Here is a 26438-nt window from a genome sequence, read left to right as displayed (position 1 = left end):
CTCCGGCGGGATCCTTTCCTCATTTAACGGGCAGTGGCCGGACACCTGGGTGTCCGGCCACTGCAGGAGGCGCTCAGCGCCTCACAGAGACGCGTAGAGCTTGCCGGTGGTGGTCAGGGAACCGTTCGTGTGGAACAGGGCTGAGCAGCCCATTTTCGGGTCCCCGGCGGGCCTGGACTTCCAGGCGAAGCGTTCGACGAACGGCATCGCACGCAAGCCCGCCACCGTGGCACGCATGAAGTCCTCGGTCTGGGCCCGCGAGTAGATGGAGGGCCTGGTGGACGTGGCATCCCAGTCGGCCACCGCGTACTCGGTTACCCAGACCGGCTTGCCGTACCTCTCGTGCAGTTCCRTGACCTTGTTGAGGAAGTCATCCGCTTTGGGCCAGGCGTAGCGGTGCATTGTCATGAAATCGACCCGCAACCCCTTGTTTTTGGCCTTCGCCATGAAATCCGCGAGCCAGGGGCTTGCCGTACCAGCAGGTGCGGGGGAGCCGAGCCGCAGTCCGGTCGCCTGCAGCTTGGGCCAAAGGCTGATCGCCTGGTCCACGCTCATGTTGGCCTGGCTCCTGTTGTCGGGTTCGTTGAAGCCCAGGAGGTGCTTGGTCTTGGTTTCGGCCAGCTGACGCGTGACCCATCCGATGGCATCCTGCTCCAGCAGGGTCCTTGCGCTCTTGACCATGGGGACAAAAGGCGGGTTGGTGGTGACGTTGTAGTGCGATCCCCAGGTGTAGTGCCAGTCCAGCTTGAGGCTCTTGATTTGCTGGAGCGCGAGGGCGTCCTTCCCGCCCCACCCAAATCCCTTGAGCGTGTCAGCAGGCAGCGTGACAGCAGGGACGCTCGGGATGGCAGCGGGAGCCGTTGCCGCCTGTGCCGATCCAGCATTGGCGGCCAGGAGGGCACCCGGAGCTGCCATTGCGGCCAAGGGCAGGGCAAGAAACTTGCGGCGTTCCATGAGTACCTTTCGATGAATGTGGCTGGGCGTCTATGGCTGACGCAGAAACGGAAAAAGCCAGAGCTGGGTGCGTCCCGGTGGATCCTGCTCACGATTCGTGGCATCAACCGGTGACTGTTCTGGCCTGTGTGGTCCCTGATTCAGTTGTGGCTGAAGTCAACTTAGCACGGGAAACACTCAGAAAAGTCCCGGTTTCACACAGGAAATACGCAGTTTTCTGCCGCTCCCAGCGGCACCCGGAACTGGCTGGAGGTGGATCTCTAGAGGGAGTGGTACAGCTCGCCGGTGGGGGTGAGCGAGCCGTTGTTCCGGAACAACGCGGAGGCTCCCATGATGGGATCGCCGTGGGCCCGCGTTTTCCAGGCGAAACGCTCCACATACGGCATTTTCCGCAAGCCGGTGGCGGTCTCTTTCATGAACGCGAGGATTTCCTTCTCCGTGAACCGGCTGGGCGACTTGGCATTGGCCTTCCAGTCGGCGACGGCATACTCGGTGACCCAGACGGGCTTCCCGTAGCGTTCATGCAGTTTCTGCACGGTGTTGAGAAACGAGTCCGCGTGCGGCGGCGCGTACCAGTGCATCGCGACAAAATCCACCCTCAGGTCCTTCCGGGCTGCCTGGTCCATGAAATTCTTGAGCCAGTCGCCCAGCGCCTGAACCGGGGCCGGAGATCCCAGCCTGAGGCCAGCCTGTTCCAGTTGGGGCCAAAGACTGATGGCGGTGTCCACGGACATGTCCGCTTGACCCTTGTGGTCGGGTTCGTTGAAGCCGAGGAGATTGTCGGCGCCCGTCCACGGCACTTCCGACCGCACCTGCTCGATGGCTTTCCGCTCCAAAGAGCCGCGTCCCCAGACCATCGGCACAAATTCGGCGGCCTGGCTCGAAGCCGCCCGGAGGGGCGGGTAGTCGGGTCCCCAGTCGTAAAACCAGTCCAGGTTCAGGGAATCCAGTTGCTTGAAACCGAATCCGCCGAACCGCGGCATGCCGAGGCCCTTGCTCGCATACGGGGGCAGGGGCCGACGCGGTAGTGGTGCGGGCGACGTCGACGGCGGACGGGGGCCGGGCGAAGTGTCGGGAGTGCACGCGGCCAGGGAGGCAGCCGCCGATGCCGCCACTGACAGTCGTAGAAAGTCCCTGCGGTCCACTTAAACCCTTTGGAGTCGCCGTCGGTTCAGGGTCGAATCGGGGTACCAGATCCGCCATCGGACAACGTCATGCTGGCAACCCGCATCCTTGCCTGCTGAACACTTATTGTTTCACGAAAGACCCTCCCGACTCGCATCGGGGCCCGGCCGCGGCAGCCCCGCCAGCGGCTGTCGGACGACTACGCCCCGCTGAAGTCCGCGGTCCGGTAGCCGACGCCGAGCAGCTCCTCGATCGCTGCCACAGTGCGGGCGGCGGCCTTGCCGTCGCCGTAGGGGTTCACGGCGTTGGCCATAGTGGCAAAGTGCGAGGAATCGTGCATGAGACGAGTCACCTCGGCAAAAATCCGCTCTTCGTCGGTGCCGATCAGCTTCACGGTGCCGGCTTCAAGGGCCTCGGGCCGCTCCGTGTTCTCCCGCATCACCAGRACCGGCTTGCCGAGGCTGGGGGCCTCCTCCTGTACTCCGCCGGAGTCCGTCAGGACGATGTGGGCTCGGGACAGCAACCGGGTGAATTCGCCATAGGCCAGCGGCTCCGTCACCAGCACATTGGCCTTGCCCTCCAGCGCGGGAAGCACGGCCTCGCGCACCACCGGATTCTTGTGGGCAGGCAGCACAATCACCAGGTCCGGCTCGGCGTCGGCGATCCGGGCCAGCGCCCGCCCCACGCTGCGCATGGATTCACCCTGGTTTTCGCGCCGGTGTGTAGTGACCAGCAGGATCTGGCGGCCGCTGGCGTCCAGTTCTTCCAGCTGGGGGTCCGTGAAGGGGAGCTGCTTGTCCACGGTGGCGAGGAGGGCGTCAATCACGGTGTTCCCGGTGACCACGATGTCCTCGGCGCTGATGCCTTCTTTCAGCAGGTTCTCCCTGCTGGTGGAGGTGGGCGCCAGATGCAGCCGGGTGATCTGGCTGGTGATCTTGCGGTTGGCTTCCTCGGGGAACGGCGAGAGCAGGTCTCCACTACGCAGCCCTGCCTCGACGTGTACCACCGGAATGCCGTGGTAGAACGCCGCGATGGCGGCGGCTGTGGAAGTGGTGGTGTCACCCTGGACCACGACGGCGTCCGGGCGGGTGGAGGCGAAGAGCTTTTCCAGCCCGTCGATGGTCCGCGTCATGATGGCCGAAAGGGACTGCCCCTGCTGGAGGATGTTCAGGTCATGGTCGGGAACGATGCCGAATAGTTCGTTGACCTGGTCCAGCATTTCGCGGTGCTGGCCGGTGACCGTCACTATGCAGCGGAAGAGTGGAGACTCCTGCAATGCGCTGACAATCGGCGCCATCTTGATGGCCTCTGGCCTGGTTCCGAAGATCGGCATGATGCTGTGCATGGTTATTCCCCAAGGGTGAGCGAGCGGTTGGAATGGTTGGTGGCCCGGATTTAGGCGAGCAGCAACGCTAGCGCGATGACCGGCACCGCGATAAGGACAAAGAGAACGGCCAGAAGGGCCACCCGCCGTTTGCGCCGGTTCAGCCTGTCGCGGGCGAGTTGCTGGGACTCGTTGTCCTGGCGGTTCTTTAGGTTGGCGTCGTCGTCTGCCTGAGCCGACGCTGGCGGTGGAGCGGTGACCGGAACCGGCTCCACGCCGGGCATCAGGAGGGTGTCCGGGATCTCCGTGTGCATGCGCCGCCTGCGCAGGTGCCGGGGGGCGGCAATCAGCGGGGGAGCGCCGTCGGGAGAGTGTTCCAGCGTGTCCTCCTCGCCTCGGTCAGATGCCCGAACCGGCTGGCCGGTTCCATCGGATGAGGTTCAATTGTTACATTTCCGCTCACCGTTTCGCGCATTCCGGTCTGAGGGAAGCGTCGATCAGGCCCCCCGTTTCGATCACAAACCGCCGTATCCATTGGCCCGGGTCAAGGTCCGGATGTGAGGCAACCATCTGTACATCCGCGCCCGTGCACTGTTTGATTAGCCGGCCCGCGCGGGTGACGTGGTAGCTCGAGGTCACAACCGTGACGGACCTCCAGGCGTTGGCCTTGATCAAGCGGGAGATGGCCTGGGCCTCGCCCCGTGTGTCCATGTCCGGGGGGCGGAAGCAGATGACGCTGGGGTTCGGAAAGACTGTGGAATTGCACGTCTCATCCGCCGCACGGTTGCCGAACGTATCCGTGTGGGAGATCACCAAAACCGGGATGTTGTATTCAGCCTGGATCTGGCGGGCCACCGGAAGGCGTTCGCTGGCTGCGCCGCCGAGCATGATGACGGCGTCGGTCCGGTGGACGCTGAGCGGATCCACGTTGACGAAGAGTTGAACGGCAATGACCAGGTACAGGATGAGGCCACCGACGGCGAAGGCAAGCACCCTGCGGGTGGCGGTATTCACCGCGGTGACGGAATGAGGCACGGCTAAGAGTTTGGCACGCAGTTTTCGGGTGGCGAAATGGTGCGCAGATCCTGCGCAAGAACTTGCTAAGAAAAATGCGTGATGCAGTTGTGATTACAGGGATCAAAGTTAGTGGGGTGACAGACGTGAATTGGCGTTTATGCTGTAGGCACCTTCCGTCGCTCCCACCGCCAGGTCACCACCTGAGGTCCCACCCCTAAGCGAGCAATCTTGCGAAAACTGAACATAGCGGCAACCTTGATTGCCGCCGTGATGCTGGCAGCAGCCTTGCCCCAGACCGCTGTGGCCGCAGTGCAAGTTCCGGCCACGCAGTTGGTGGTCCCGGCGTCGACGGCTGCGCATTCCACGGGCGCTGCATCGGTGGGCGCTGTTCCGGCGGTGTCGGACCCGAGTCCCCAGGGACAGGCGGTGGATGACTTTGTCCGGCCCGAACCGCCGGCCAACCGGGCGAAGGCGGAATACACCTACGTCAGCGCTCCGCTGGCGGGCACCTTGAAGACCACCCTGGTGACGGTGCAGTTGGCCGATAAGACGGCAGCGGAAACKGACGCGGCCGTGCCGATCGCCGCGGCGAAGGCTTCCCTTAGTGCGGCCAACCGGTACTGGGCACACGCCACCGCGGGCAGGGTGGACATTGCCCTGACCTCCACCCGCGTACTTCACAAGTCCGCCGCGAGATCCACCCAGACGCCGGCGCAGATCGTGGACACGGTCTCGCAGGAACTGGGGTGGACGCAGCGCGCCTATACCGCGCTGGTGATCTTCATCCCCGGCGCTTACCTGAGCAACGGCACCGCGGGCATGACCTACAGCAACGGGACCACGGGCGGGCGCATCCTGATGCCGCAGAACAGCCGGCTGGCAACCCCGGTGCTGACGCATGAGTTCGGGCACGCCCTGGGCATGGACCACGCCAACAGCCTGCTGTGCGGCAGCGGGGCCATGGACGTCGCCGCCGGGCCTTTTGCAGGGTTCGCCGATCCCACCTGCAGCATCAAGACGTACGGGGACAACCTGGACCTCATGGGGATCTCGCACTGGGACCTGATGCCGGAAATCAGTGCCAGCCTGTGGGAAATGGGCCGGTTCGGCAACGGTAACGAGATCACCAACCTGGGCGCGGTGGCCGGACCCCGCAAGGTGACCCTGAAGCCCTGGGCCGGCGACGACGCGAACCGGGCCGTGAAGTTCACGGACCCGAAATCCGGCGAGGTCTACTACCTCGAGCTCCGGGCTCCCGTGGGCTATGACGCCGTGATCGCGCAGGCCGGAAACCGAGGCGTGAAGATCACCCAGCAGGGCGGAGGCAACTCCTCGATCCTGCTGCCGCCCGATACCCGAGCCTCCGCCTTCAACGGCTACTATTCGAACACTCAGGCCTGGCAGGCCGGGCAGACATTCACTACCCACGCCGGCACCAAGGTGAGCATCGATTCGGTGACCAACACCGCAGCCACCGTCACCATCCGTCCGCCGGGGGCGCCTGCCAAGGGCTACGTCGAATCGATGGCCATCAACCGTTCCGGCACCAAGGCCAGCCTGGACGTCGCCGGCTGGGCGTACGATTCCGCCAATTCCTCGGCATCGTCCACCGTCCACATCTACGTGACCCCGCCGGGCGGCACCGCAACGGGCTACGCCGTGGCCGCCAACCAGGCCCGCGCCGACGTCAACAAAATCATGCAGGTGACCGGCAACCACGGGTTCACCCGCTCGTTCAACCTGACCCAGGCCGGGGTATATAAGGTCTGCGTCTACGCGCTGGGCAGCGTCGAGACCGCGGACCTGGGCTGCCGGTCCCTGACCCTGGCCGGGTCGGCTCCGACCGGCGGATATCTCGAGTCGCTGGTGCTCACCCGGGCCAACGGGGTGACGGTGCTGCGGGCGACGGGCTGGAGCTATGACCCCGGGACTTCCGCGGCGTCCATCCCGGTCCACCTGTATGTGACGGACCCGGCTGGCAAGACGACATCGAAGGCCATCACAGCCAACAAGAGCCGCAGCGACGTCAACAAGGTGATGTCCGTCACCGGGAACCACGGCTTCACCTCGGACATCCCCGTGACGATGAGCGGGGCGTACAAGGTGTGCGCCTACGGCATCGCCGTCACCGCGTTCAGCCAGGGCAACAGCCTCCTGGGCTGCACAACCGTGACGACGACTGCAACCCCCGCGCCCTCCGGCTTCCTGGAGAGCACCGTGGTCAAGACAGACGCGCCAACGGCAACCATCACCGTCACGGGGTGGACCTTGGATCGCGGAACCCCGGCCGCGTCCATCCCGGTGGACTTCTACGTCACCGACCCCAAGGGAGTGACCAAGAGCTCCGCCTATACCGCCAACCAGTCCCGCGCGGACGTCAACCAGGTCATGGGAACMACGGGAAACCACGGCTACCGGGTGGCGCTGCCGGTCACCATACCGGGCAACTACAAAATCTGCGCCTACGGCATCGCGGTCAGCGTCTTCCCACTGGGCAACAGCCTCCTCGGCTGCTCCACAGTGAGTGTTGCCGCCACCCCCGCGCCGGTCGGGTACCTGGAGTCCGTCAAGGTCCAGCTCGGCGGCACGGGATCCGCGCTGGTGGCCAGCGGCTGGGCCCTGGACCCGGGAATGACGCGTGCGAACGCTCCCGTCCATCTATATGTCACCTCGCCTGACGGCACCACCAAGGGCACGGCCTACGTGGCCAGCCGGTACCGGGCCGACGTCAACTCGATTTTCCAGGTCTCCGGCAACCATGGCTACCGGATTGTCATTCCGGTGACCAAGCGCGGCGTGTACACGGTGTGCGCGTGGGGGCTGGGCGTCGCGGGGATGTCGTCCGGGAACACCCGGCTCGGCTGCCTCAAGGCGACCTTCTAGCCCGTTGCGGCCGGTGTCCTTGCCGGCCGCACAGCCGTTCGGCGGTGTCGGTGCCTCGCGGTAGCGTAGGGCTGTGCCTGAAACTCCTGTGCCTGATATTCCTGTACCTGAAATTCCTGTGCCCCAATCCGTGCCGGCGGACACCGCCTTGACCGTTGCGGACCTCTCGGAGTCCCAGCTGCTGGAGCGCATCTTCCCGCGCCTCAGGGCCGTGGATCCCGCCTTCTCGGAGTCCACCGGCGCGACGGAGCCGGCGGCGTACCTGCTGCTGGGGCCGGGGGACGACGCCGCCATTGTCGCCGCGCCGGACGGGAGGACCGTGGTGAGCATCGACACCCAGGTGGTGGACCAGGACTTCCGGCTCGAATGGAACAACGGCTACCGGACCACCGGGTACGATGTCGGCTGGAAGGCCGCCGCCCAAAACCTCAGTGACATCAATGCCATGGGAGCCCGGGCCACGTCCTTGGTGGTGAGCCTGACCATGCCGCCGGAAACCCCCGTCTCCTGGGTGGAAGATTTCGCCGACGGCCTCATGGCCGGAATCAGGGGGCTGGGTGCGGAAGCCTGCGCGGTGGCCGGGGGAGACCTGGGCCGTGGCCGCGAACTGGCGGTCAGTGTGGCGATCCTGGGGACCCTTGACGGCGGGGAAGCCGTACTGCGGTCCGGAGCCCGGCCCGGCGACACTCTGGCCCTGGCAGGAACAGTGGGCCGGGCCGCCGCCGGGCTGGCGCTGCTGGAATCCGACATCCCGGTGGGGGACCTGACCGCCGGCCAGCGCTCCCTCCTGGACACCCAGTGCAAGCCGCAGCCGCCGCTCGCGGCCGGACCCCTGGCGCGTGGAGCCGGCGCAACAGCCATGATGGACATCTCGGACGGACTGGTCCGGGACGGAAACCGCCTGGCGGCCGCCAGCCACGCAATGCTGAACCTTGACGCCGCAGCCATGAAGGAGTTGGCCGTTGCGCTGCTGCCTGCGTCGGAGCTGCTGGGAGCAGACCCGCTGTCCTGGGTCCTCGGCGGMGGCGAAGACCACGGGCTGCTGGCCACATTCCCCYMGGAGGTTCAGCTCCCKCCCGGTTTCACTGCGATAGGCTCGGTAGAGGCCCCTGCACCAACCGAAAGCACGGGAGTAACGATCGCGGGCAGGCCCGCTGACGCTGTGGGATGGGATCACTTTGCAGACTAAGATTGCCGCCAACGCGCAAGCGATGAAGCGGTGGTTGGGCAAGGCGGAGACAACGCTCGGGAACCACAGCGACCGCCTCAACGCCATCAACATCTTTCCCGTGGCAGACGGTGACACCGGCACAAACCTCTACCTCACYGTCCGTGCMGCGGCCCACGCCGCGGACGCCGTCGTCGAAGGTGGCGCAGCCCCGACGTCGGCCCCGGCCRCTGCCCAGTCCCACCACGCGGCGCCGGACCCGTCCCTGCACGACGTCGGYGCCGTCYTGGCGCGGGCCGGCCAGGTYGCCATGGAACAAGCCCGCGGCAACTCCGGAACCCTGTTTGCCGTGTTYCTCTGCGCCGCCGCCGAACCGCTGGCCGGGCACACCCGGATCAGCTCGCCGCTGCTGGCCGCAGCMCTGAACCGGGCCCAGATCCGGGCCTGGTCCGCGCTGAGCGATCCGGTGCCMGGCACCATGCTTTCCGTCATGGAGGCCGCCGCCCGGGCCGCGGCCGCCGTGGATTCCGCGCACGACGGAGAYGACAGCAACCAGACCCTTGGCCTGGCCCTGGATGCCGCCGTCGAGGCGGCCCTGGCCGCCGTGGTGCGCACCGAAGAGCAGCTCGATGCCCTGCAGGCCGCCCACGTGGTGGACGCCGGCGGCGTGGGCATGCTCCTGATCCTGGACTGCCTCCGCTCCGCCGTGCTGGGCGARGAACTCCAGAGCGAGCTGCTGGACGGGCTGCACGGCTATGACGTCCAGGACCCGCACATCCACGTCGGCATGCCGCGGGACGAGGGCGTCGAGGTCATGTGCACCATTTCCCTGTCCCCGCTGGACGCGGCCATGATGCGCCAACGGCTCGACGAAATGGGCGACTCGGTGATCATGAGCCAGGTCGGCGGCGGCGCGGATGARGCCGGGCACTACCGCTGGCGCGTCCACGTCCACGTCCTGGATGCCGAACCCGCCGTCGCGCTGATCCGMTCCCTGGGCGASCCCACGGACATTTCCGTGAGCGAGCTCGCAGTGCCGCGCGATCCGCAGGCAGAGSCCGCCACCGTTGCCGCCAACGTTCCYCCKGYRCTCGCCGCCGAAACCCGAAACCCCGACGGACATGCACGCTGAACTTGAACTGGGCCTGGAACGCCGSATCGGCAAGCGCTCCGCGGCCGTCATCGAAAAACATCTTGGCATCACCACTGTCGGCGGGCTCCTGAACTACTTTCCCCGCCGCTACCTCAGCCGCGGCGAGCTCACCCCCATCAGTGAGGTCCCGCTGGATGAGGAAGTGACCCTGATCGCCCGGGTGGTTTCCAACAGCACCCGGCAAATGCGCGCCCGGCGGGGCTCGCTCACCGACGTCGTGATCTCCGACGACGCCGGGAGCCCCGGAACCGGGACGGACAGAGYCGCTTCCGGCCGGGCCGGCGGCGCGCTTCCGGGCACCCTGAAGGTCAGCTTTTTCAACGGGTTCCGGGCCAAGGCCGAGCTCCAGCCGGGCCGGCGCGCCATGTTCTCCGGCAAGGTCACCCGGTACGGCGGATCYCTCGGCCTGACCAACCCCGACTTCCTGCTGCTCGACGAGGACCCCGACACTCCCGGCATGGATCCGGAGAAGCTCGCCGCCATGCCGATCCCGGTGTACCCGGCCACCGCGAAACTCACCAGCTGGTCCATCCAAAAGGTCATCTCGACGCTGCTGGACACCGTGGAGCTGGAGGCCCTYGGAGACCCGCTGCCCGCCGAAGTSGCGGCSCGGGAGAAGTTCCTRCCGGTCGCGGACGCCTACCGGCTGATCCACGCCCCGCAAACSCCGGCGGACTAYCAGCGYGCCCGCGACCGGTTCCGCTACCAGGAGGCCCTGGTGCTGCAGGCGGCCCTGGCGCGGCGCCGCGCCCAACTGGCCGCMGAGGAGGCAACGGCCCGCCGCCCGGCAGYGGACGGGCTGCTGCCCGCCTTCGACCGCCAGCTGCCGTTYACCCTGACCGCCGGCCAGGCCGCMGTCGGAAAGACCCTCTCYGACGAGCTYGCMCAGGACTCGCCGATGAACCGGCTGCTCCAGGGCGAGGTGGGCTCCGGCAAGACAATCGTGGCACTGCGCGCCATGCTCCAGGTGGTGGACGCCGGGGGACAGGCCGCCCTGCTGGCCCCCACKGAAGTCCTYGCGGCCCAGCACKATGAATCCATCCGGCGCACGCTCGGACCGCTCTCCCGGGACGGGCTGCTCGGCGGGTTCGGCGAGGACGCCGTCCAGGTCACCCTCCTCACCGGCTCCATGCCCACCGCGGCGCGGAAGCAGGCCATGCTGGACGCGGCCTCCGGGACGGCRGGAATCGTGATCGGCACGCACGCCCTGCTCAGCGAGAACGTCTCCTTCTACGACCTCGGGCTGATCGTGGTGGACGAACAGCACCGCTTCGGCGTGGAACAGCGCGACGCCCTCCGCGCCAAGGCGAGCAAACCGCCGCACCTGCTGGTCATGACCGCCACCCCGATTCCCCGGACCGTSGCCATGACCGTGTTCGGAGACCTCGAAACCTCCGTCCTGGACGAACTCCCCGCYGGCCGCGCYCCGATCTCCACCCACGTGGTGGGGCTCGCGGAACACCCGGCCTGGGCCACCCGCATCTGGTCCCGCTCGCGGGAGGAGATCGACGCCGGCCACCAGGTCTACGTGGTCTGCCCCAAGATCGGCACCGACGACGACGGCGACTTCAGCCCGGGCGAGGCCGAACCGTCCGCYGCGGAYCTGGARGGCGAGAACGGMGCGCGGGAACTYGCYTCCGTCACCGGCGTCGTGGAMCACCTCCGGGACGAGCCGGCGCTKGCCGGGGTGAGTGTGGCGCCGCTGCACGGCCGCCAGGACCCGGTGCTGAARTCCGAGACCATGGCCTCCTTCACCGCCAACCAGACCAAGCTGCTSGTCTCCACCACGGTCATTGAGGTCGGCGTGGACGTGCACAACGCCACGCTCATGGTGATCCTGGACGCGGACCGCTTTGGCATCTCCCAGCTCCACCAGCTGCGCGGCCGGGTKGGCCGCGGCGGGCTGCCSGGGACCTGCCTGCTGGTCACCACGCTGGARCCGGGTCATCCGAGCCGGCGCCGGCTCGACGCSGTGGCYGCGWCCACGGACGGCTTCGAACTCTCCCAGGAGGACCTCAAGCTCCGCCGSGAGGGCGACATCCTGGGCGCCTCGCAGTCCGGCGGCCGGTCCACCCTGAAGCTGCTGCGCGTGCTCGAACACGAGGACGTGATCGCCCGGGCCCGGCAGGACGCCCAGCGGATCGTGGCGGCCGATCCGTCGCTGGCGGCACAGCCCCGGCTCGCGGCGGCAATCGACGAATACTTGAACCCCGAGAAGGAGGCGTTCCTTGAACGCGGCTAGGACYACACGCCAAGGGCAGAAGCCWTGAGCCGGATCATTGCCGGCGCCGCCGGCGGCAGCMCGCTCGCCAAYGTCACCGGGAACCTGACCCGGCCCACGACGGACCGGGTCAAGGAAGCGCTGTTCTCCCGGCTGGACGCCTTCAACGTYATTGCCGSYGCCCGGGTCCTGGATCTRTACGCGGGCTCCGGCTCACTCGGGGTGGAGAGCGGCAGCCGCGGCGCCGACTCCGTGGACCTGGTCGAATTCGATGCCAAGGCCAGCGCCGTCTGCCAGCGGAACGCGGACCTGGTCAAYACKGTCACSGGCCGCAAGGTGGTCTCCGTGCACCGTTCCAAGGTTGAATCCTTCCTGGACCGGAYCGCCGACGACGCGCGCTGGGACCTGGTGTTCCTGGACCCGCCTTATCCCCTGGACGAACCGGCCCTCAGGGCCGTCCTGGCCAAACTAGTGCCGCACCTCTCCGAGGGGGCCGTCGTGGTGGTGGAACGCTCATCCCGGTCRCCCGAGCCCGAATGGCCCGARAACATGGAACGGTTTGCCGAGAAGAAGTACGGCGAAACCCGGCTYTGGTTCGCCGAACCCGGCGTGGACGCCGCAGAAGCCGTGGACGCCGYGGAAGCTGTGGGAGCGGCGGACGCCGCGGCCGAAAAGGACTAGCCGGCCAGAAGGACTAGCCGGCCAGCACATCCAGCTCGACGCCGGCGAGCAGCCTGGCCGGATGCGGGCCGCGCGCCGTGAGCGCCGTCGTCCAGACCTCCGGCCAAGGCCCCTGGGTTCCGGTCAGGATGATGTTGCCGGGGTACCGGCCGGTGAACATGCCGGCCTCCGCGAAGGCCGAGACGTCTGCCATGGCGCGGCGCATCGCCGCGACCTGGCTGCGGACCAGGGTMAGCCCGGGYTCGTCGCCCACGTTGACAACCAACACCCCGCGCGGYGTCAGCCGTGCCGCGGCCTCCTGGTARAACTCRGTGCACGCGATGTGTTCCGGTGCCTCCGGCCCGGAGAAGATGTCCAGGATCACGACGTCGAACCGCAGTTCCGCCGCAAGYCCGGCAAGGGCGTCGCGGGCATCGCCGATTAYMGTGTGCAGCTGGGTTCCCTCCGGCAGSGGCAGCTGGGCCAGCACGAAGTCCAGCAGTTCCCGCTCCAGCTCCACSGCATACTGGACCGAGCCGGGMCGGGTGGCCTGGATGTAGCGGGCSAGGGTCAGGGCGCCCGCGCCCAGGTGAAGCGCGGTGATCGGCTCGCCCCACGGGGCGGCCAGGTCCACCACATGCCCGATCCTGCGCAGGTATTCGTAGAAGATATCCGCGGGATCGGCCAGGTTGACGTGGGACTGTTCCGCGCCGCCGATGCTCAGCACGAAGCCGCCGTCGGTAAAGGGATCAGGCTCGATGGTGGCGTGCTGTCCGGTGGTCCGCAGGAAGCGCGAGGCCCCGGAGTGCTGCTCCGCCATGCTCACAGCCTGTCGCGCAGGGTCGCCAGCCGCTCGGCGGCCTCCTCCAGCACGTGGAGCTGCTTGCAGAAAGCAAAGCGRAGCAGGCTGCGGGTGCGYTCGGCGCCGTCGGGGTGRCAGAARACCGGYACCGGGATCGCCGCGACGCCCACGAGGGCCGGGAGCCGGCGGGCCAGTTCMACGGAGTCCGTGATCCCCAGCGGTGAGGTGTCCACGTTRACGAAGTAGGTCCCTTGCGGGGTCAGGACATCGAGGCCGGCCGCGCGGAGTCCCTCGCTGAGGATGTCGCGCTTGTACCGGAGGGTGTCGGCAATCCCGGTGTAGAACTCGTCCGGGAGGCCCAGCCCCACCGCGATCGCKGCCTGRAAGGGGGTGCCGGAACTGTAGCTCAGGAACTGCTTGACCGTCCGGGCGGCGGCCACGAGSTGCTCCGGTCCGGAGACCCAGCCGATTTTCCARCCGGTGAAGGAGAAGGTCTTCCCGGCCGAGGAAATGGTCAGCGTACGCTCCGCCCCGCCGGGCAGGGTGGCCACCGGGATGTGCCGCACGCCGAAGGTCAGGTGCTCGTACACTTCGTCGGTGACGATCACGGCGTCGTACTTTTCGGCCAGTTCGACGACGCGCTGGAGCACCTCGCGGGGGAACACTGCGCCGGTGGGGTTGTGCGGATTGTTGATCAGCACCACCTTGGTGCGGTCGCTGAACGCGGCCTCCAGCGCRGCCAGGTCCGGCATGAAATCCGGGGCMAGGAGCGGGGCGGTGACGTGSGTGGCRCCGGAGAGCCCGATGATGGCGCCGTAGGAGTCGTAGAACGGCTCGAACGTGAGCACCTCATCTCCCGGGCCGACCAGCGCGAGCAGCGAGGCGGCGATGGCCTCTGTGGCGCCGGTGGTGACGATGATCTCGGTGTGCGGGTCGGGGGTGAGYCCGTAGAACCGCTGCTGATGGACTGCGATCGCCTCCCGCAGGGGGAGGATGCCTTTGCCGGGCGCATACTGGTTGGCTCCGGCGGCGATGGCGGCCTGGGCCGCCTCCTTGATCTCCAMGGGCCCGTCCTCGTCCGGGAAGCCCTGGCCGAGGTTGATGGCGCCCGTGCTGAGYGCCAGGGTGGTCATCTCCTCRAAGATTGTGACGCCCAGRGAACCGTCGGGGGAGAGCAGGTTGGCGCCGGTCGCGGCGCGCTGCCACGGGAATTGGGGAGGGAGCTGCGACATTCAGCCATGTTATCCCGCCCCGCTGCGCCCATACGGTAGGTTCGGAGCATGAGACGCGCTGTRTGCCCTGGCTCCTTCGACCCCATTCACAATGGACACCTGGAAGTCATCGCCCGTGCCGCGGGCCTCTTYGACGAAGTGATCGTGGCCGTGTCCACSAATTACGCCAAGAAGTACCGCTTCAGCCTTGAAGAGCGGATCGACATGGCCAARGAAACGTTCGCCTCCTTGCGCGGGATTGTGGTGGAACCCGTGGGGGAGGGGCTCCTGGCCGAATACTGCCGGCAGCGCGGCGTKTCCGCGATCGTCAARGGCCTGCGCTCSTCCTCGGACTTCGACTACGAGCTGCCGATGGCCACCATGAACCGGCAGCTGACCGGCGTCGAGACRGTGTTCCTGCCGGCGGAAAGCCACTACCTGCACCTGTCCTCCACCCTCATTAAAGAGGTCTTCGCCCTGGGCGGGGACATCTCGGACTTTGTGCCCCGTTCCGTGCTGAAACGGCTGGCCCCGGGCGAGCCGGTCCAGAACCGGGCGCGCAAAGTGTAAGCTTGACCGGTACTCGGCGGCCTGCTGCCGGTTGCGCGGCCCGAATCCAGGCCCGTTTGTGGTGAGAACCGCAGGCGTGCCCCCGGTTTGAGTCCGTCCGGAAGTTCAGGCTAAGATGGTACGTCGGTCATATGTTCAACAGGAGTTCTCATTAAACGAGATGCTAGTTCGCCCTTGGCGTTCGACGTCAAGGACCTCGGACGCAGTCCGGGAAGCATGCGAACGCTGACGGAACATGTACCCGCGCCAAGGGATCTTGGCGTGGCGCTCATTGGCGTGCAGGAAGGCTCGGATGTCGAGCTGGACCTGCGGCTTGAGGCCGTACACGAAGGAATTCTGGTATCAGGAACCGCGCTCGTTGAAGTAACTGGCGAATGCGGCCGATGCCTGGATCCCCTTGCGTATGACCAAGAGGTCGATGTGCAAGAACTTTTCTTCTACGAGGACGCTGTGTTCTCCGACGAGGAAGACGAAGAAGAGCAACGTCGAGTCGAGCACGATCTGATCGATCTTGAGCCGGTGTTGCGGGACGCAGTTGTCACCATACTGCCGTTCCAGCCGGTGTGCCGGGAAGACTGCCAGGGCCTTTGCTCCGAATGTGGAGTACGCCTGGAAGACGAGCCGGGGCATCACCACGAGGTCGTAGATCCTCGCTGGGCCGCCCTGGCTGACTTGGCTAAGCCTGACCGGCAAAACTGATTTGTAAGTGTTTTTCTAGAGAGAAATGAGTTAGCCGTGGCTGTCCCGAAGCGGAAAATGTCTCGCTCGAATACCCGCGCCCGCCGCTCCCAGTGGAAGGCAACTGCCCCCCACCTGGTGAAGACCGTAGAGAACGGCCAGGTTGTTTACAGCCTGCCGCACCAGGCAAAGGTCGTTACCGACTCGGCTGGCACCGCGCTGTTCCTTGAATACAAGGGCCGCAAGGTCGCAGACGTCTAATCCGCCGACAGGCTGAAAAAGATGTCTTCAACTGAAGAGCTTCTGAAGCGTCTCGGTGTCACTATTGACGCCGGGACGCTTCGTCTTGCGCTCACACACCGCTCCTACGCCTACGAAAACGGCGGCATCCCCACCAACGAACGGCTCGARTTCCTGGGCGACTCCATYCTGGGATTCTCCGTGACGGACGCGCTGTACCGCGACAACCCCACGCTGCCCGAAGGCGACCTGGCCAAGCGCCGCTCTGCCGTCGTCAGCACCCGGGCYCTGGCCGGCATCGGCCGCAGCATCGGGCTGGGCGACTACATCTACCTCGGGCAGGGCGAGAAGCTCACCGAAGGCAAGAACAAGGCCTCCATCCTGGCGGACACCATGGAGGCGCTGATCGGCGCCACCTACCTCTCCAACGACATCGAGACGGCCCGGCAGCTGGTCATGCGGCTGGTCGGTCCGCTGTTGAAGGACGCGGCCGCCCTCGGCGCGGGAACCGACTGGAAGACCAGCATCCAGGAGCTGGCGGCCAGCCGGCAGCTCGGAACCATCAACTACGCAGTGGACGGCTCCGGACCGGACCATGCCCGCACGTTCGAGGCCGTGCTTCGGATCGGCGGCACCGATTACGGCACCGGAACCGGCAACTCCAAGAAGGAAGCCGAGCAGGARGCCGCCGCCGACGCCTGGCGCCGGCTCACCGCACCCTCCGCGCCCGATCCCCAGCAGCTCCAGCCCCAGACCGGGAGCTAGGCAGCGCCTTGCCTGAACTGCCYGAGGTSGAGGTGGTCCGGCGCGGCCTGGTSARCTGGGTGCGYGGCCGGACCATCACSTCCGTYGASGTGCTGGATCCSCGCTCCMTSCGCCGRCAYGCCCTCGGCCCGGAAGACTTTGCCGGMAACCTTGAGGGCGCGCGCGTGCTGGAYGTGGTCCGCCGCGGCAAGTTCCTCTGGATGCCGCTGGCGGGMCCGCCGGCYCCGCCCGGCATGGATCTCCCGCCCGGCATGGATCTCCCGTCCGGAACGGACCTCCCGTCCTCAGGGCCTGCCCCCGCCGTCGCCCTCATGGCCCACCTTGGCATGTCCGGCCAGCTGCTCATGCAGGACCCCGGCGTCCCGGACGAAAAACACCTGAAGGTCAGGCTGCGGCTGAGCCCCTCCGAGGGCATGCCCGAGCAGCTCCGGTTCGTGGACCAGCGCATCTTCGGCGGCCTGTTCCTGACCTCTTTGGTCCCCACCGACGACGGCGGTCCGGGCGGCCTCGCCGAAWCGCCGCTGCCCCTCATCGCCGAAGAAGCCTCGCACATTGCGCGGGACCCGCTGGATCCCTGTTTTTCCTTCGACGACTTCTACCGGCGGCTGCGGKCACGCAAGACCGGGCTCAAGCGSGCGCTGCTGGACCAGGGCCTGGTCTCGGGGATCGGCAACATCTACGCKGACGAGGCCCTCTGGAAGGCGCAGCTGCATTATGCCCGGCCCACGGACACCCTGCGACGGGCCGACGCGCTGCGGGTCCTCGAGGCCGCCCGCGAGGTCATGACCGATGCGCTGGCCGCCGGCGGCACGAGTTTCGATTCGCTCTACGTCAACGTCAACGGAGCCTCCGGGTACTTCGACCGCTCGCTCAACGCCTACGGCCGGGAGGGCCWSGARTGCAAGCGCTGCGCCGCCGCSGGCCGKSTCAGCCTGMTSAAGCGSGAACAGTTCATGAACCGWTCCTCSTACACCTGYCCYGTCTGCCAGCCSMGGCCSCGGAACGGCCGCTGGTAGGGAGCCCGGGCGCTGAACCCCYGCCGCTGAAAMCCCSGCCGCTGCAAACCCGGCCGCTGCAAACCCGGCCGCTGAAACCCCGGCCGCTSAAAGTGGACCGTAGTGCTCCGCCAGCCTGGCCAGGCCCTCGTCCAGCGAAACGGCGGGCGTCCAGTCGAGGAGCTCACGKGTCTCGCGCTGGTCGAACCAGTGGGCGGTGGAGAGCTGCTCGGCGAGGAACCGGGTCATCGGCGGCTCCCCGGCCCGGCCRGACCGGGACCAGAACTTCTCCACCACCGATCCTGCCGCCCGTGCGAGCCCGCCCGGCACCGTCCACGACGGCGCAGGGACGTTGGCCGCGGCGCAGATGCCCGCCAAAAGTTCGCCGACCGGGCGGGGTTCGCCGTTGCTGACCACGAGCGCCCGGCCRTGGACGTGCTCCATGCGGTGCAGCGCGGCGACGATGGCCGAGGCGGCATTGTCCACGTACGTGGTGTCGATCAGGGCCGCCCCGGCATCGAGCAGCGGMAGTCGGCCGCGGCYGGCACGCTCCAGCACCCGTTCCACCAGTTGCGTGTCCCCGGGGCCCCAGACGATGTGCGGGCGCACCRCCGCGACGCGGAAATCCGGCGAGTCCKCGGCCAGCGCCAGCAGTTCGGCCTCGGCCTTGGTGCGGGAGTAGTCGCCGTGCGCGCGGACCGGGTCCGCCGGCTCGGCACCCAGCCCGGCGATGGCGGCGCCGGAGTTGGCCACGGACGGGGAGGAAACGAACACCAGGTCCCGCACACCGGCCCCGCGGGCGGCACGGAGCAGGCGGCGGGTGCCTTCGACATTCACCTCATCGAAATCCGCGGCGCGGCCGGTRAAGGAGACCTTCGCGGCCAGGTGAATGACACCCTCGGCGCCCGCGACGGCGCGGCGGASKGCGTCGTCGTCYGTGACGGAGCCCAGSACATCTGCGGCGCCGTGGACGCCCGAGGGACGGCGCTGGAACGTGGTGACGGCGTGGCCCTGCCGGACCAGCAGCCGKGCCACTTCGCCTCCGAGCAGGCCGCTCGCGCCGGTGACCAGGACCCTCACGGCGTGCCCGGACGGCCGCCGGCCAGCACCGCCGAAGCCCACCGTGACAGGCGGGTCCTGTCGATCTTGGCGTTGTGGCGGATATCGGTCGGCTGGGAGGGGACGGCCAGCACGGCCGAGACACTGACGCCTGCCTGACGGGCCGCGTCCCGTACGCGGCCGGCGAGCTGCGGCGCGGCGGGCCCGGCCCGGCGGGCCGGCGGAACAGTCTCGACGACGGCGACGACGGCCTGGGTCCCGGACGGACCGACCCCGACGACGGCGGCGAGCCCGACGTCGTCCAGGCGTTCGATGGCCTGCTCGGCGCCGACGGGCGTCACCACGGTGCCCGGCGCCGTCACGACGTGCACGAGGCGTCCTTCCACCCAAAGCCGGCCGACGGCGTCGAAGTGCCCGACGTCGCCGGTGCGGTGCCACCCGGCCGTGCGGACGCTTTCGCGCTGGGTCAGCCAGAGCCTGTCGTAGGTTTCCTTCACATGCGGGGCGCTGACGAGGATCTCGCCGGTCACTCCCGCCTCCGTGATGGGCTCGTTCCCGGGTGCGGTGCCGTCCGCGGCGAGCGGGATGACAGCCGCACGGGCCCCACGCACCGGCCAGCCCACGCACACGCCGTTGCCGGCCCCCGCCACGGTTCCGGCGGCGGCGTCGGCCTCGGCGGCACGGATCTGTTCGAGGCTGATGTCGGTGACCGGGAGCGCCTCGGTCATCCCGTACGGGGTGTGCAGCGAGGCCCGGGGCAGCAGCCTCTGCACTTCTGCGAGGAGGGGTTCGGGGACGGGTGCGCCGGCGGAGAGCAGCAGTTCCACACGGCCCAGGACTTCCTGCCCGGCCGGGCCCACCCCGCCCTGGGTGGCGAGGACGTTGCGCAGCGCCGCGGGCGAGGCGAAGATCACCGTGGCGTCGATGGCAGCCGCGGCGTCCGCCAGAGCGCGGGCCGTCAGGGTGCGGGGCACGGTGACGTCCATGGCGGGCGTCACCGAGACGGCCCCGAGCGCCGGTCCCAGCAGGGCGAACGGCGCGAAGCCCGCCACCAGGCGTGCGCCCGGGCGGATCCCCAGCGTCGCGGCCACGGTATCCCGCATCGCGGCCAACTGCCGGTGCGTGTACAGCACCCCCTTGGCGGGACCGGTGGAGCCGGAGGTGAAGAGTACCGCGGCGTCGGCTTCCGGGTCCGGGGCCGGGCCCCGGTCCGGGAGCTCCGGGTTGAGGCTGGCTCCGCGCCGGGCGAGGGCGGCGAGGGAGGTCTCGACGGCGAGGAGGCGGCGTCGGGCGGCCGGCAGGTCCCGCACACTGATGCGCCGCCCCGACCAGCCTAGGACCGAAGCAGCCGCCAGCGCCCTGTCGATCCCAATCAGGAAATCCGGGGTGGCGCCCTTCACCGCGCGGCTCAGGCCGCGGGTGCCCAGGCCGGCGTCGGCCACGACCACCACCGCGCCCAGCCGGAGGCAGGCATAGAGGACCACTGTCAGGTCCACACCTGGCGGAACCATCAGGCTCACACGGCTGCCGTGGCCTACGCCGGCTTCCGCCAGGCCCGCCGCGACGGCAGCGATATTCCGTTCCAGCTCCTGCCAGCTGAGCGAGCGGGCGACGCTGCCGTCCGCGGCCATTTCCGCGACGGCGGTGTCCCCGCCGTCGGGCCCGGCCGCCAGCGCGGTGAGCGGCGCCCACAGGGGCGGGACGTCATCGCCCGGACCATCGGTGCCGTGCCCCGGGGGCACGGTCGCGCTGTCCCGGCCGAGCCCGGCAAGCCACTCGAAGACCGGAGCGGCGATGTCCCGGTCTTCCGCGACCAGGTGGCCGGCACCCTCGAAGCGGTGCACCTTCGCCTGCGGCAGCCGGCCGGTGAGGTCCTTGAGGTACCGGTCCGAAAAGATCGGGTCCCGCGGACCCCAGAGCATCAGGGCCGGCACGCCCAGCCCGCTCAACCCAGCGGCGACGCGGCTGAGCGCCGGGAAGCTGGGGTGGGACGCGTCGGCGGGGATGTCCGCGACAAAGTTCCCCACACCTGCGCGCCGGCCGGCTCCGCGGTAGGGGGCCTTGAAGGCCGTGCGGACGTCCGTGGCCAGCGGCGGGTGGGCCAGGGAATGCGTCACCCGCAGGAAGGTGTCCGACGTCGTCGTTCCCCAGCGGTGCACGGCAGGGTGCAGGGCAAGCCGGAGCGCCGGGGGGATGCCGGCGCCGGCTGGCTGATGGACGGCTGTGTTGGTCAGCACGACACCTGCCAGCTGCTGCTGATGCGCCAACGCCCAGCCCAGGCTGATCACCCCGCCCCAGTCGTGGCCGACGGTGACCACCGGCCCGTCCAGGCCGAGGGCAGCGGTGAGATCACCGAGGTCGTTGATCCGGTCCTCGAGCCGCCGGAACGTGCCGGTGCGCTCGGAATACCCCATATCCAGCTGGTCCACGGCGACCACGCGCCACGGATGCGCGGGGTCCGAACCGGCGGCCAGCAGGGTGCGCCACAGATAAGACCACGTCGGGTTGCCGTGCACGCACAGCAGGGTGCCGGCGGGAGTCAGGCCGCGGCGCGAGAGCTGGGCGCCGTTATCGAGCACGTGCCAGCGGCGCACGGCCGCGGACCCATCCGCGGCGGAGGAGGACGCCACGTCGATTTCGCGCGACCACTCGGGGTCGACGCCGGGCCAGTCGGCGGCTACCAAGCGATTTCCACCATGGCAGTGTTCAGGCCGGAGCCGACGCCCATGCACAGCACGCGGTCCCCGGTGACGAGGGTCTGCGCTTCGGCCGCGAGTGTCATGGGAAGGGAGGCCGGGCCAACGTTGCCCCAATGCGGGAACGTGATCGGAACCTTGTCCGGGTCCAGGCCGATCGCGTCGATGATGGCCTGGGTGTAGGCGTTGCTCACCTGGTGCGTGACGTAGCGGTCCATCGAGGCCCAGTTCCACTCCGGCTGGGCCTCGTGCCAGGCGTCGAGGACGAGCTGCAGTCCACCGTCCAGAAGGCCTTTGGTGTCGGTGGCCATGCCGTCGATGCCGCCCACGCACAGTTCATGGTGCTCGGTGCCGGCACGCATCACGCCGCCAAGGATCCGGTGCGCCCCCGGGTGCTCGTCCGCCGGGCCCAGGACGGCCGCAGCGGCTCCGGAGCCGAGGGTGAGGGTGGCGAACTCGCGGTTGAAGTCCTCGCGGGTGGTCTCGGGCCGCTGCAGCCGGGCCAAGGTGGCCTCCTGCGTGGCCTGGGCGTCCTCGCCGTTGACGATCATCGCGTACTTGATCTGGCCCGAGTCGATCATGTTGGCCGCCAGCGTCATGCCGTTGACGAATCCGAGGCAGGCGTTGGCCAGATCGAAGTTCATGGCCGAGGACGGCAGGCTTAGTCCGTGATGGATCTTCACCGCGACGGACGGTTCGAGATTGCGCCGCGTGACGGAGGTGTTGATCAGGAGGCCAATCTCGGACGCTTCGATGCCGGACTCGGCCAGGGCCTTGGCGCCGGCCTCGATAGCTGCGTCGTCGAACGATGTCCCGGGTGCCCACCAGCGCCGGTGCGTGATGCCGGCGACCCGTTCGAGCAGCTTCGGGGGGACCTTAAGCCGACGCAGGGTCGAAGCCAGCCGGTGGTCGAAATCCGTGGAACTGACGATCGTCGGAGCTTCGACGCTGCTTACCGAGAGTAAGGCGGTGTTGCTGTGCCGGAATGTTGCATTCCCTACCAAAATCTGGCCCCTGTTCGTGTCCGTACTGCGCTCCCGCGGCTGGCCGCACCTTCAAGCGCAGGCCCAAGAGCTTAACTATGCCCCGTGCAGGCCAGTTCCCGCATTTTTCCGCCGCCAACTGCGGCGGCTTCGCGCGGGTTCTGCGCGGAATGACCGCCGCGGCGCAGTAGATTATAGGTATCAGGGGCCGCCCCGAACACCCGCGTCCTTTCCGAACCGGCTACGTCGAACAGCGGGCCCAGTCCGCCGAGCAGGAGACCCGAAACACCTTGCACCTCAAAAGCCTGACCGTCCGGGGATTCAAGTCGTTCGCCTCAGCGACGACCTTCGAATTCGAACCGGGCGTCACCGCCGTGGTGGGCCCCAACGGTTCGGGCAAATCCAATGTGGTGGACGCGCTGGCCTGGGTCATGGGCGAACAGGGAGCCAAAACCCTCCGCGGCGGCAAAATGGAGGACGTGATCTTCGCGGGCACCTCGGGCCGCCCGCCCCTGGGCCGCGCCCACGTCTCGCTGACCATCGACAACAGCGACGGCGCCCTCCCCATTGAGTACAGCGAGGTGACGATCTCGCGCACCCTGTTCCGGACCGGCGGCTCGGAGTACGCCATCAACGGCGCCGGCTGCCGGCTGCTTGATATCCAGGAGCTGCTCTCCGATTCGGGCCTGGGCCGCGAGATGCACGTGATCGTCGGCCAGGGCCAGCTGGACAAGGTCCTGCACGCCACCCCCGAGGACCGGCGCGGCTTCATCGAGGAGGCCGCCGGCATCCTCAAACACCGCCGCCGCAAGGAAAAAACGGTCCGCAAGCTCGAGGCCATGCAGGCCAACCTGTCCCGGCTCAGCGACCTCACCGGCGAAATCCGGCGGCAACTGACCCCGCTGGGCAAACAGGCGGAAGTGGCCCGGCGTGCCCAGAGCGTCCAGTTCGAGGTCCGCGACGCCCGCTCACGCCTCCTGGCCGACGACCTGGTCCGGCTGCAGTCCGCGCTGGCGCAGGACGTCGCGGATGAATCCGCACTCAAGGCACGCCGCGCCGTCGTCGAACGCGAGCTCGACGCCGGCCGGCAGCGCCAGGCCGCCCTGGAACGGCTCGCGGCCGAGGCGACGCCGGCGCTGAACGCCGCGCGGGAGAACTGGTATGCGCTCTCCACCGGGCGCGAACGGCTCCGCTCGCTCGGCTCCCTTGCCGAGGAACGCCGCCGGCTGCTTGGCTCCGCGGATGTGGTTCCGGACACTGGCCGGGATCCGGACCAGCTGGAGAAGCAGGCCGCCCGTGTCCGTGACGAACAGGCCGGGCTGGAACAGCAGATCCTGGACCGGACAGCAGCCCTCGACGCCGCGACAGCTACCAAGCAGGACGCCGAACAGGCCGCCGCCGCCGAGGACAAGCGGCTCGCGGCACTGCTCCGGGCCGCCGCGGACCGGCGCGAAGGCCGGGCCAAGCTCGCCGGACAGGTCGGTGCCGCACGATCCCGCGTCGAGTCTGCCCAGTCCGAGCTCGGCCGCCTCCGCGAATCGCAGAAGGCGGGCGAGGAACGCCGCCGGCAGGCGCAGAGCGAGTTCACGGCCCTGGAAACGCAGGTGGCGGGGGTCGAGGACGGCGAGGAATCGCTCGACGCCGATTACGAGGCCGCGAGCACAGCCCTGGACGCCGTGATCGCCGGGATCGCCGAACTGGAAGCGGCCGAGCGTGAGGGGGAGCGGGAACGCGGCGCCCTCGTGGCCCGCCGCGATGCCCTCCAGCTCGGCCTGAACCGCAAAGACGGTTCCGGGCACGTGCTCGGGGCGGCCTCCGGGGAACTGGGCGCCGGTGTCCTGGGATCCCTGGCGGCAATGATCACGGTGGAGGCCGGATTCGAGGCCGCAGTCGCCGCCGCACTCGGCAGTGCCTCCGATGCCGTGGTGGTCCGGGACCAGGAAACGGCCGCCGCGGCCGTGCGACTGCTGCGGGAGGACGACGCCGGCCGCGCCGCGCTGCTGCTCGCCGACGGCCCGGCGGGGACGTTGCCGCGCGCCGGGGCAACATTTCCAGCTGCGCTTCCCGCCGGCGCACGCTGGGCCGCCGAGCTGGTTACCGCCGCGGATCCGGACGCCGCCGGGCTGCCGCTTCCCGCCTTGCTGGCGGGCATCGCCGTCGTCGACGATCTGGATGCGGCGGCGCAGCTGATTGCCGCGCATCCGCAGCTCACCGCCGTGACGCGGGCGGGGGACGTCTTGACGGCCCTAGCGGTGACCGGCGGCTCCGCGTCGGCGCCGTCGCTCCTGGAGGTCCAGGCCGCCGTCGACGACGCCGCCGCGAAACTGGCCACGGTCACCGCCGGGCTCGAACGCAACCGCTTCGCCCTCTCCACCGCCCGGGCCCGGCGTGCCGAAGCTGAAGACCGCGCGGACGCGGCCCTCGCAAAACTGCACGACTCCGACGCGAAACTCGCCGCCGTTGCCGAACGCCTGGGCCATCTGAACGCGGTGCTGCGCAGCGCTGTCGGGGAGAGCGACCGGCTGGCCGCGTCCCTGGCCAGGGCCGAGGCCCAGATTGCCAGCGAGCAGGCCGCCCTGGAAGCCGTGACGGCACGGCTTGCCGCTGCCACCGAAGCCCCCGAGGAGCAGGAACCCTCCCCGGAGCACCGCGACGCCCTGGCCCTGGCCGCCTCGCTGGCCCGCACGGCCGAAATGGAGGCCAGGCTCGCCCTGCGCAGCGCCGAGGAGCAACTCACGGCCACCCGGAACCGGGCAGCATCGCTGGAACGGGCCGCCGCCACCGAGCGCCGCGCCCGTGAGGAAGCCGCGGAACGGGCCCGCCGCCGACGGCTCCAGGCCGGGCGCGCCGCCGCCGTCGCCGATGCCGCGCAGCAGGTGATCGGGTTCATCGACGTGTCCGTGGAACTGGCCCGGCGCGATCGGGACGGCGCCGAGGAACACCGGGAAGCCATGGAGCGTGACCTTGCCGGGGTCCGCAGCGGCAACGACGTCCTGGCCCGCGAGCTGGCCGAACTCACCGACTCCGTGCACCGCGACGAGCTTGCCCGCACGCAGCAGCGGCTGCGGATCGAGGCGCTGGAACTGAAGAGTGTGGAGGAGCTCGGCCTTACTGCCGAACAGCTGGTGGCCGATTACGGTCCGGACCGGCCCGTCCCGGTGCCGGCCGACGACCCGGGGGACAAGTGGGCCGCCCTGCGCACCCCGGTGGACGAGGACGGTCGCGAAATCGCCGAGGGCAAGCCCTACGTCCGGGAGGAGCAGGAGAAACGGCTCAAACGCGGCGAACGCGACCTCTCGGCCCTCGGCAAGGTCAACCCGCTGGCGCTCGAGGAGTTCGCCGCGCTCGAGGAGCGCCACCAGTTCCTCAGCACCCAACTCGAGGACCTGAAATCCAGCCGCAAGGACCTGCTGGACATCATCAAGGAAGTCGACGACCGCGTCCAGAAGGTCTTTGCCGAAGCGTTCGAGGACACCTCCCGGCAGTTTGTCCGCGTGTTCGCCCGGCTGTTCCCCGGCGGCGAGGGCCGGCTGGTCCTGACCGACCCCTCGGACATGCTCACCACCGGCATCGAAGTGGAAGCCCGCCCGGCCGGCAAGAAAATCAAGCGCCTCTCGCTGCTCTCCGGCGGAGAACGTTCCCTGACTGCCGTGGCGCTGCTGGTGGCCATCTTCAAGGCGCGGCCCTCGCCTTTCTACGTCATGGACGAGGTCGAGGCCGCCCTCGATGACACCAACCTGGGCCGGCTCATCACCATCTTCGAAGAGCTCCGCAAATCCAGCCAGCTGATCGTCATCACGCACCAGAAGCGCACCATGGAAGTCGCCGACGCGCTGTACGGCGTGACAATGCGCGGCGACGGCGTTTCCACGGTGATCAGCCAGCGGCTCGGTGCTGAGGTCTAAGCAGAACGTAATCGCTGGCCACGGCCCAT

At 68.6% G+C, this 26438-nt stretch carries 20 protein-coding genes and 1 pseudogene; 11 read left to right on the top strand and 10 right to left on the bottom strand.

What is annotated here, in order from left to right; genetic code table 11:
- Positions 1-81: 81 nt before the first annotated feature.
- The 5 genes from AC1DEY_RS16750 to AC1DEY_RS16730 form a co-directional block, all read right to left on the bottom strand.
- The gene (locus AC1DEY_RS16750) at positions 82-954 is read right to left on the bottom strand and encodes a glycosyl hydrolase (protein WP_476868948.1); all 873 of its coding nucleotides are present in this window, start codon (positions 952-954) and stop codon (positions 82-84) included.
- A 260-nt stretch (positions 955-1214) separates the two neighbouring features.
- Positions 1215-1937: a glycosyl hydrolase gene (locus tag AC1DEY_RS16745; protein ID WP_476868947.1), complete on the bottom strand. Its 723-nt coding sequence runs from the start codon at positions 1935-1937 to the stop codon at positions 1215-1217.
- A 341-nt stretch (positions 1938-2278) separates the two neighbouring features.
- Positions 2279-3424 (bottom strand): non-hydrolyzing UDP-N-acetylglucosamine 2-epimerase, encoded by a 1146-nt coding sequence (gene wecB, locus AC1DEY_RS16740; protein WP_476868946.1) that lies wholly within the window; start codon positions 3422-3424, stop codon positions 2279-2281.
- Positions 3425-3474: 50 nt separating this feature from the next.
- Complete coding sequence (locus AC1DEY_RS16735; protein ID WP_476868945.1) at positions 3475-3717, bottom strand: hypothetical protein; 243 nt, start codon at positions 3715-3717, stop codon at positions 3475-3477.
- 145 nt (positions 3718-3862) lie between these two features.
- The gene (locus AC1DEY_RS16730; RefSeq protein ID WP_476868944.1) at positions 3863-4438 is read right to left on the bottom strand and encodes a YdcF family protein; all 576 of its coding nucleotides are present in this window, start codon (positions 4436-4438) and stop codon (positions 3863-3865) included.
- Positions 4439-4648: 210 nt separating this feature from the next.
- On the opposite strand from AC1DEY_RS16730, the gene AC1DEY_RS16725 reads away from it, so the two are divergent.
- The 5 genes from AC1DEY_RS16725 to rsmD all read left to right on the top strand — a co-directional run bounded on the left by AC1DEY_RS16725 (position 4649) and on the right by rsmD (position 12526).
- Entirely contained in the window at positions 4649-7303 is a 2655-nt protein-coding gene (locus tag AC1DEY_RS16725) for a hypothetical protein (RefSeq protein ID WP_476868943.1), read from the top strand.
- A gap of 118 nt (positions 7304-7421) precedes the next feature.
- Positions 7422-8492 (top strand): thiamine-phosphate kinase, encoded by a 1071-nt coding sequence (gene thiL / locus AC1DEY_RS16720; protein ID WP_476868942.1) that lies wholly within the window; start codon positions 7422-7424, stop codon positions 8490-8492.
- Positions 8493-8514: 22 nt separating this feature from the next.
- Positions 8515-9603, top strand: a complete 1089-nt coding sequence (locus tag AC1DEY_RS16715; protein WP_476868951.1) for a DAK2 domain-containing protein — start codon at positions 8515-8517, stop codon at positions 9601-9603.
- Positions 9593-11866: an ATP-dependent DNA helicase RecG gene (locus AC1DEY_RS16710; protein WP_476868941.1), complete on the top strand. Its 2274-nt coding sequence runs from the start codon at positions 9593-9595 to the stop codon at positions 11864-11866. Before AC1DEY_RS16715 ends, AC1DEY_RS16710 begins: the two co-directional genes overlap by 11 nt.
- Before the next feature lie 24 nt (positions 11867-11890).
- The gene (gene rsmD / locus AC1DEY_RS16705; RefSeq protein ID WP_476868950.1) at positions 11891-12526 is read left to right on the top strand and encodes a 16S rRNA (guanine(966)-N(2))-methyltransferase RsmD; all 636 of its coding nucleotides are present in this window, start codon (positions 11891-11893) and stop codon (positions 12524-12526) included.
- A 13-nt stretch (positions 12527-12539) separates the two neighbouring features.
- On the opposite strand, the gene AC1DEY_RS16700 is transcribed toward rsmD, so the two are convergent.
- Both AC1DEY_RS16700 and AC1DEY_RS16695 read right to left on the bottom strand, forming a co-directional pair.
- The gene (locus AC1DEY_RS16700; protein ID WP_476868940.1) at positions 12540-13325 is read right to left on the bottom strand and encodes a spermidine synthase; all 786 of its coding nucleotides are present in this window, start codon (positions 13323-13325) and stop codon (positions 12540-12542) included.
- A gap of 2 nt (positions 13326-13327) precedes the next feature.
- Positions 13328-14539, bottom strand: a complete 1212-nt coding sequence (locus tag AC1DEY_RS16695) for an aminotransferase class I/II-fold pyridoxal phosphate-dependent enzyme (protein ID WP_476868939.1) — start codon at positions 14537-14539, stop codon at positions 13328-13330.
- A gap of 48 nt (positions 14540-14587) precedes the next feature.
- On the opposite strand from AC1DEY_RS16695, the gene coaD reads away from it, so the two are divergent.
- The 5 genes from coaD (at position 14588) to mutM (ending at position 17787) form a co-directional block, all read left to right on the top strand.
- The gene (gene coaD / locus AC1DEY_RS16690) at positions 14588-15088 is read left to right on the top strand and encodes a pantetheine-phosphate adenylyltransferase (protein WP_390204783.1); all 501 of its coding nucleotides are present in this window, start codon (positions 14588-14590) and stop codon (positions 15086-15088) included.
- Between the two features lie 174 nt (positions 15089-15262).
- Positions 15263-15787 (top strand): YceD family protein, encoded by a 525-nt coding sequence (locus tag AC1DEY_RS16685; RefSeq protein WP_441407623.1) that lies wholly within the window; start codon positions 15263-15265, stop codon positions 15785-15787.
- 36 nt (positions 15788-15823) lie between these two features.
- Positions 15824-16027, top strand: a complete 204-nt coding sequence (rpmF, locus tag AC1DEY_RS16680) for a 50S ribosomal protein L32 (protein ID WP_056738282.1) — start codon at positions 15824-15826, stop codon at positions 16025-16027.
- 21 nt (positions 16028-16048) lie between these two features.
- Positions 16049-16771, top strand: a complete 723-nt coding sequence (rnc, locus tag AC1DEY_RS16675; RefSeq protein WP_441407624.1) for a ribonuclease III — start codon at positions 16049-16051, stop codon at positions 16769-16771.
- A gap of 8 nt (positions 16772-16779) precedes the next feature.
- A complete protein-coding gene (gene mutM / locus AC1DEY_RS16670; RefSeq protein ID WP_476868949.1) occupies positions 16780-17787 on the top strand; it encodes a bifunctional DNA-formamidopyrimidine glycosylase/DNA-(apurinic or apyrimidinic site) lyase in 1008 nt (335 codons plus the stop codon).
- Positions 17788-17883: 96 nt separating this feature from the next.
- Here mutM and AC1DEY_RS16665 read toward each other — a convergent pair.
- The 3 genes and pseudogenes from AC1DEY_RS16665 to AC1DEY_RS16655 all read right to left on the bottom strand — a co-directional run.
- A pseudogene (locus AC1DEY_RS16665) lies at positions 17884-18846 on the bottom strand (NAD-dependent epimerase/dehydratase family protein); the annotation flags it as partial.
- Positions 18843-21509, bottom strand: a complete 2667-nt coding sequence (locus tag AC1DEY_RS16660; protein ID WP_476868938.1) for an alpha/beta fold hydrolase — start codon at positions 21507-21509, stop codon at positions 18843-18845. The pseudogene AC1DEY_RS16665 and the gene AC1DEY_RS16660, both read right to left, overlap by 4 nt.
- Positions 21503-22525, bottom strand: coding sequence for a 3-oxoacyl-ACP synthase III (locus AC1DEY_RS16655; RefSeq protein ID WP_476868937.1), 1023 nt, complete (start codon positions 22523-22525; stop codon positions 21503-21505). The genes AC1DEY_RS16660 and AC1DEY_RS16655 overlap by 7 nt, the downstream gene beginning before the upstream one ends.
- 269 nt (positions 22526-22794) lie before the next feature.
- On the opposite strand from AC1DEY_RS16655, the gene smc reads away from it, so the two are divergent.
- Positions 22795-26409, top strand: a complete 3615-nt coding sequence (gene smc / locus AC1DEY_RS16650) for a chromosome segregation protein SMC (RefSeq protein WP_476868936.1) — start codon at positions 22795-22797, stop codon at positions 26407-26409.
- The last annotated feature ends 29 nt before the right edge of the window (positions 26410-26438 follow it).

It is taken from the genome of Arthrobacter sp. 05T47 (assembly GCF_056395825.1).
The sequence above is the reverse complement of the archived record's forward strand: the minus strand, read 5'-3'. Positions and strand labels throughout refer to the sequence as shown.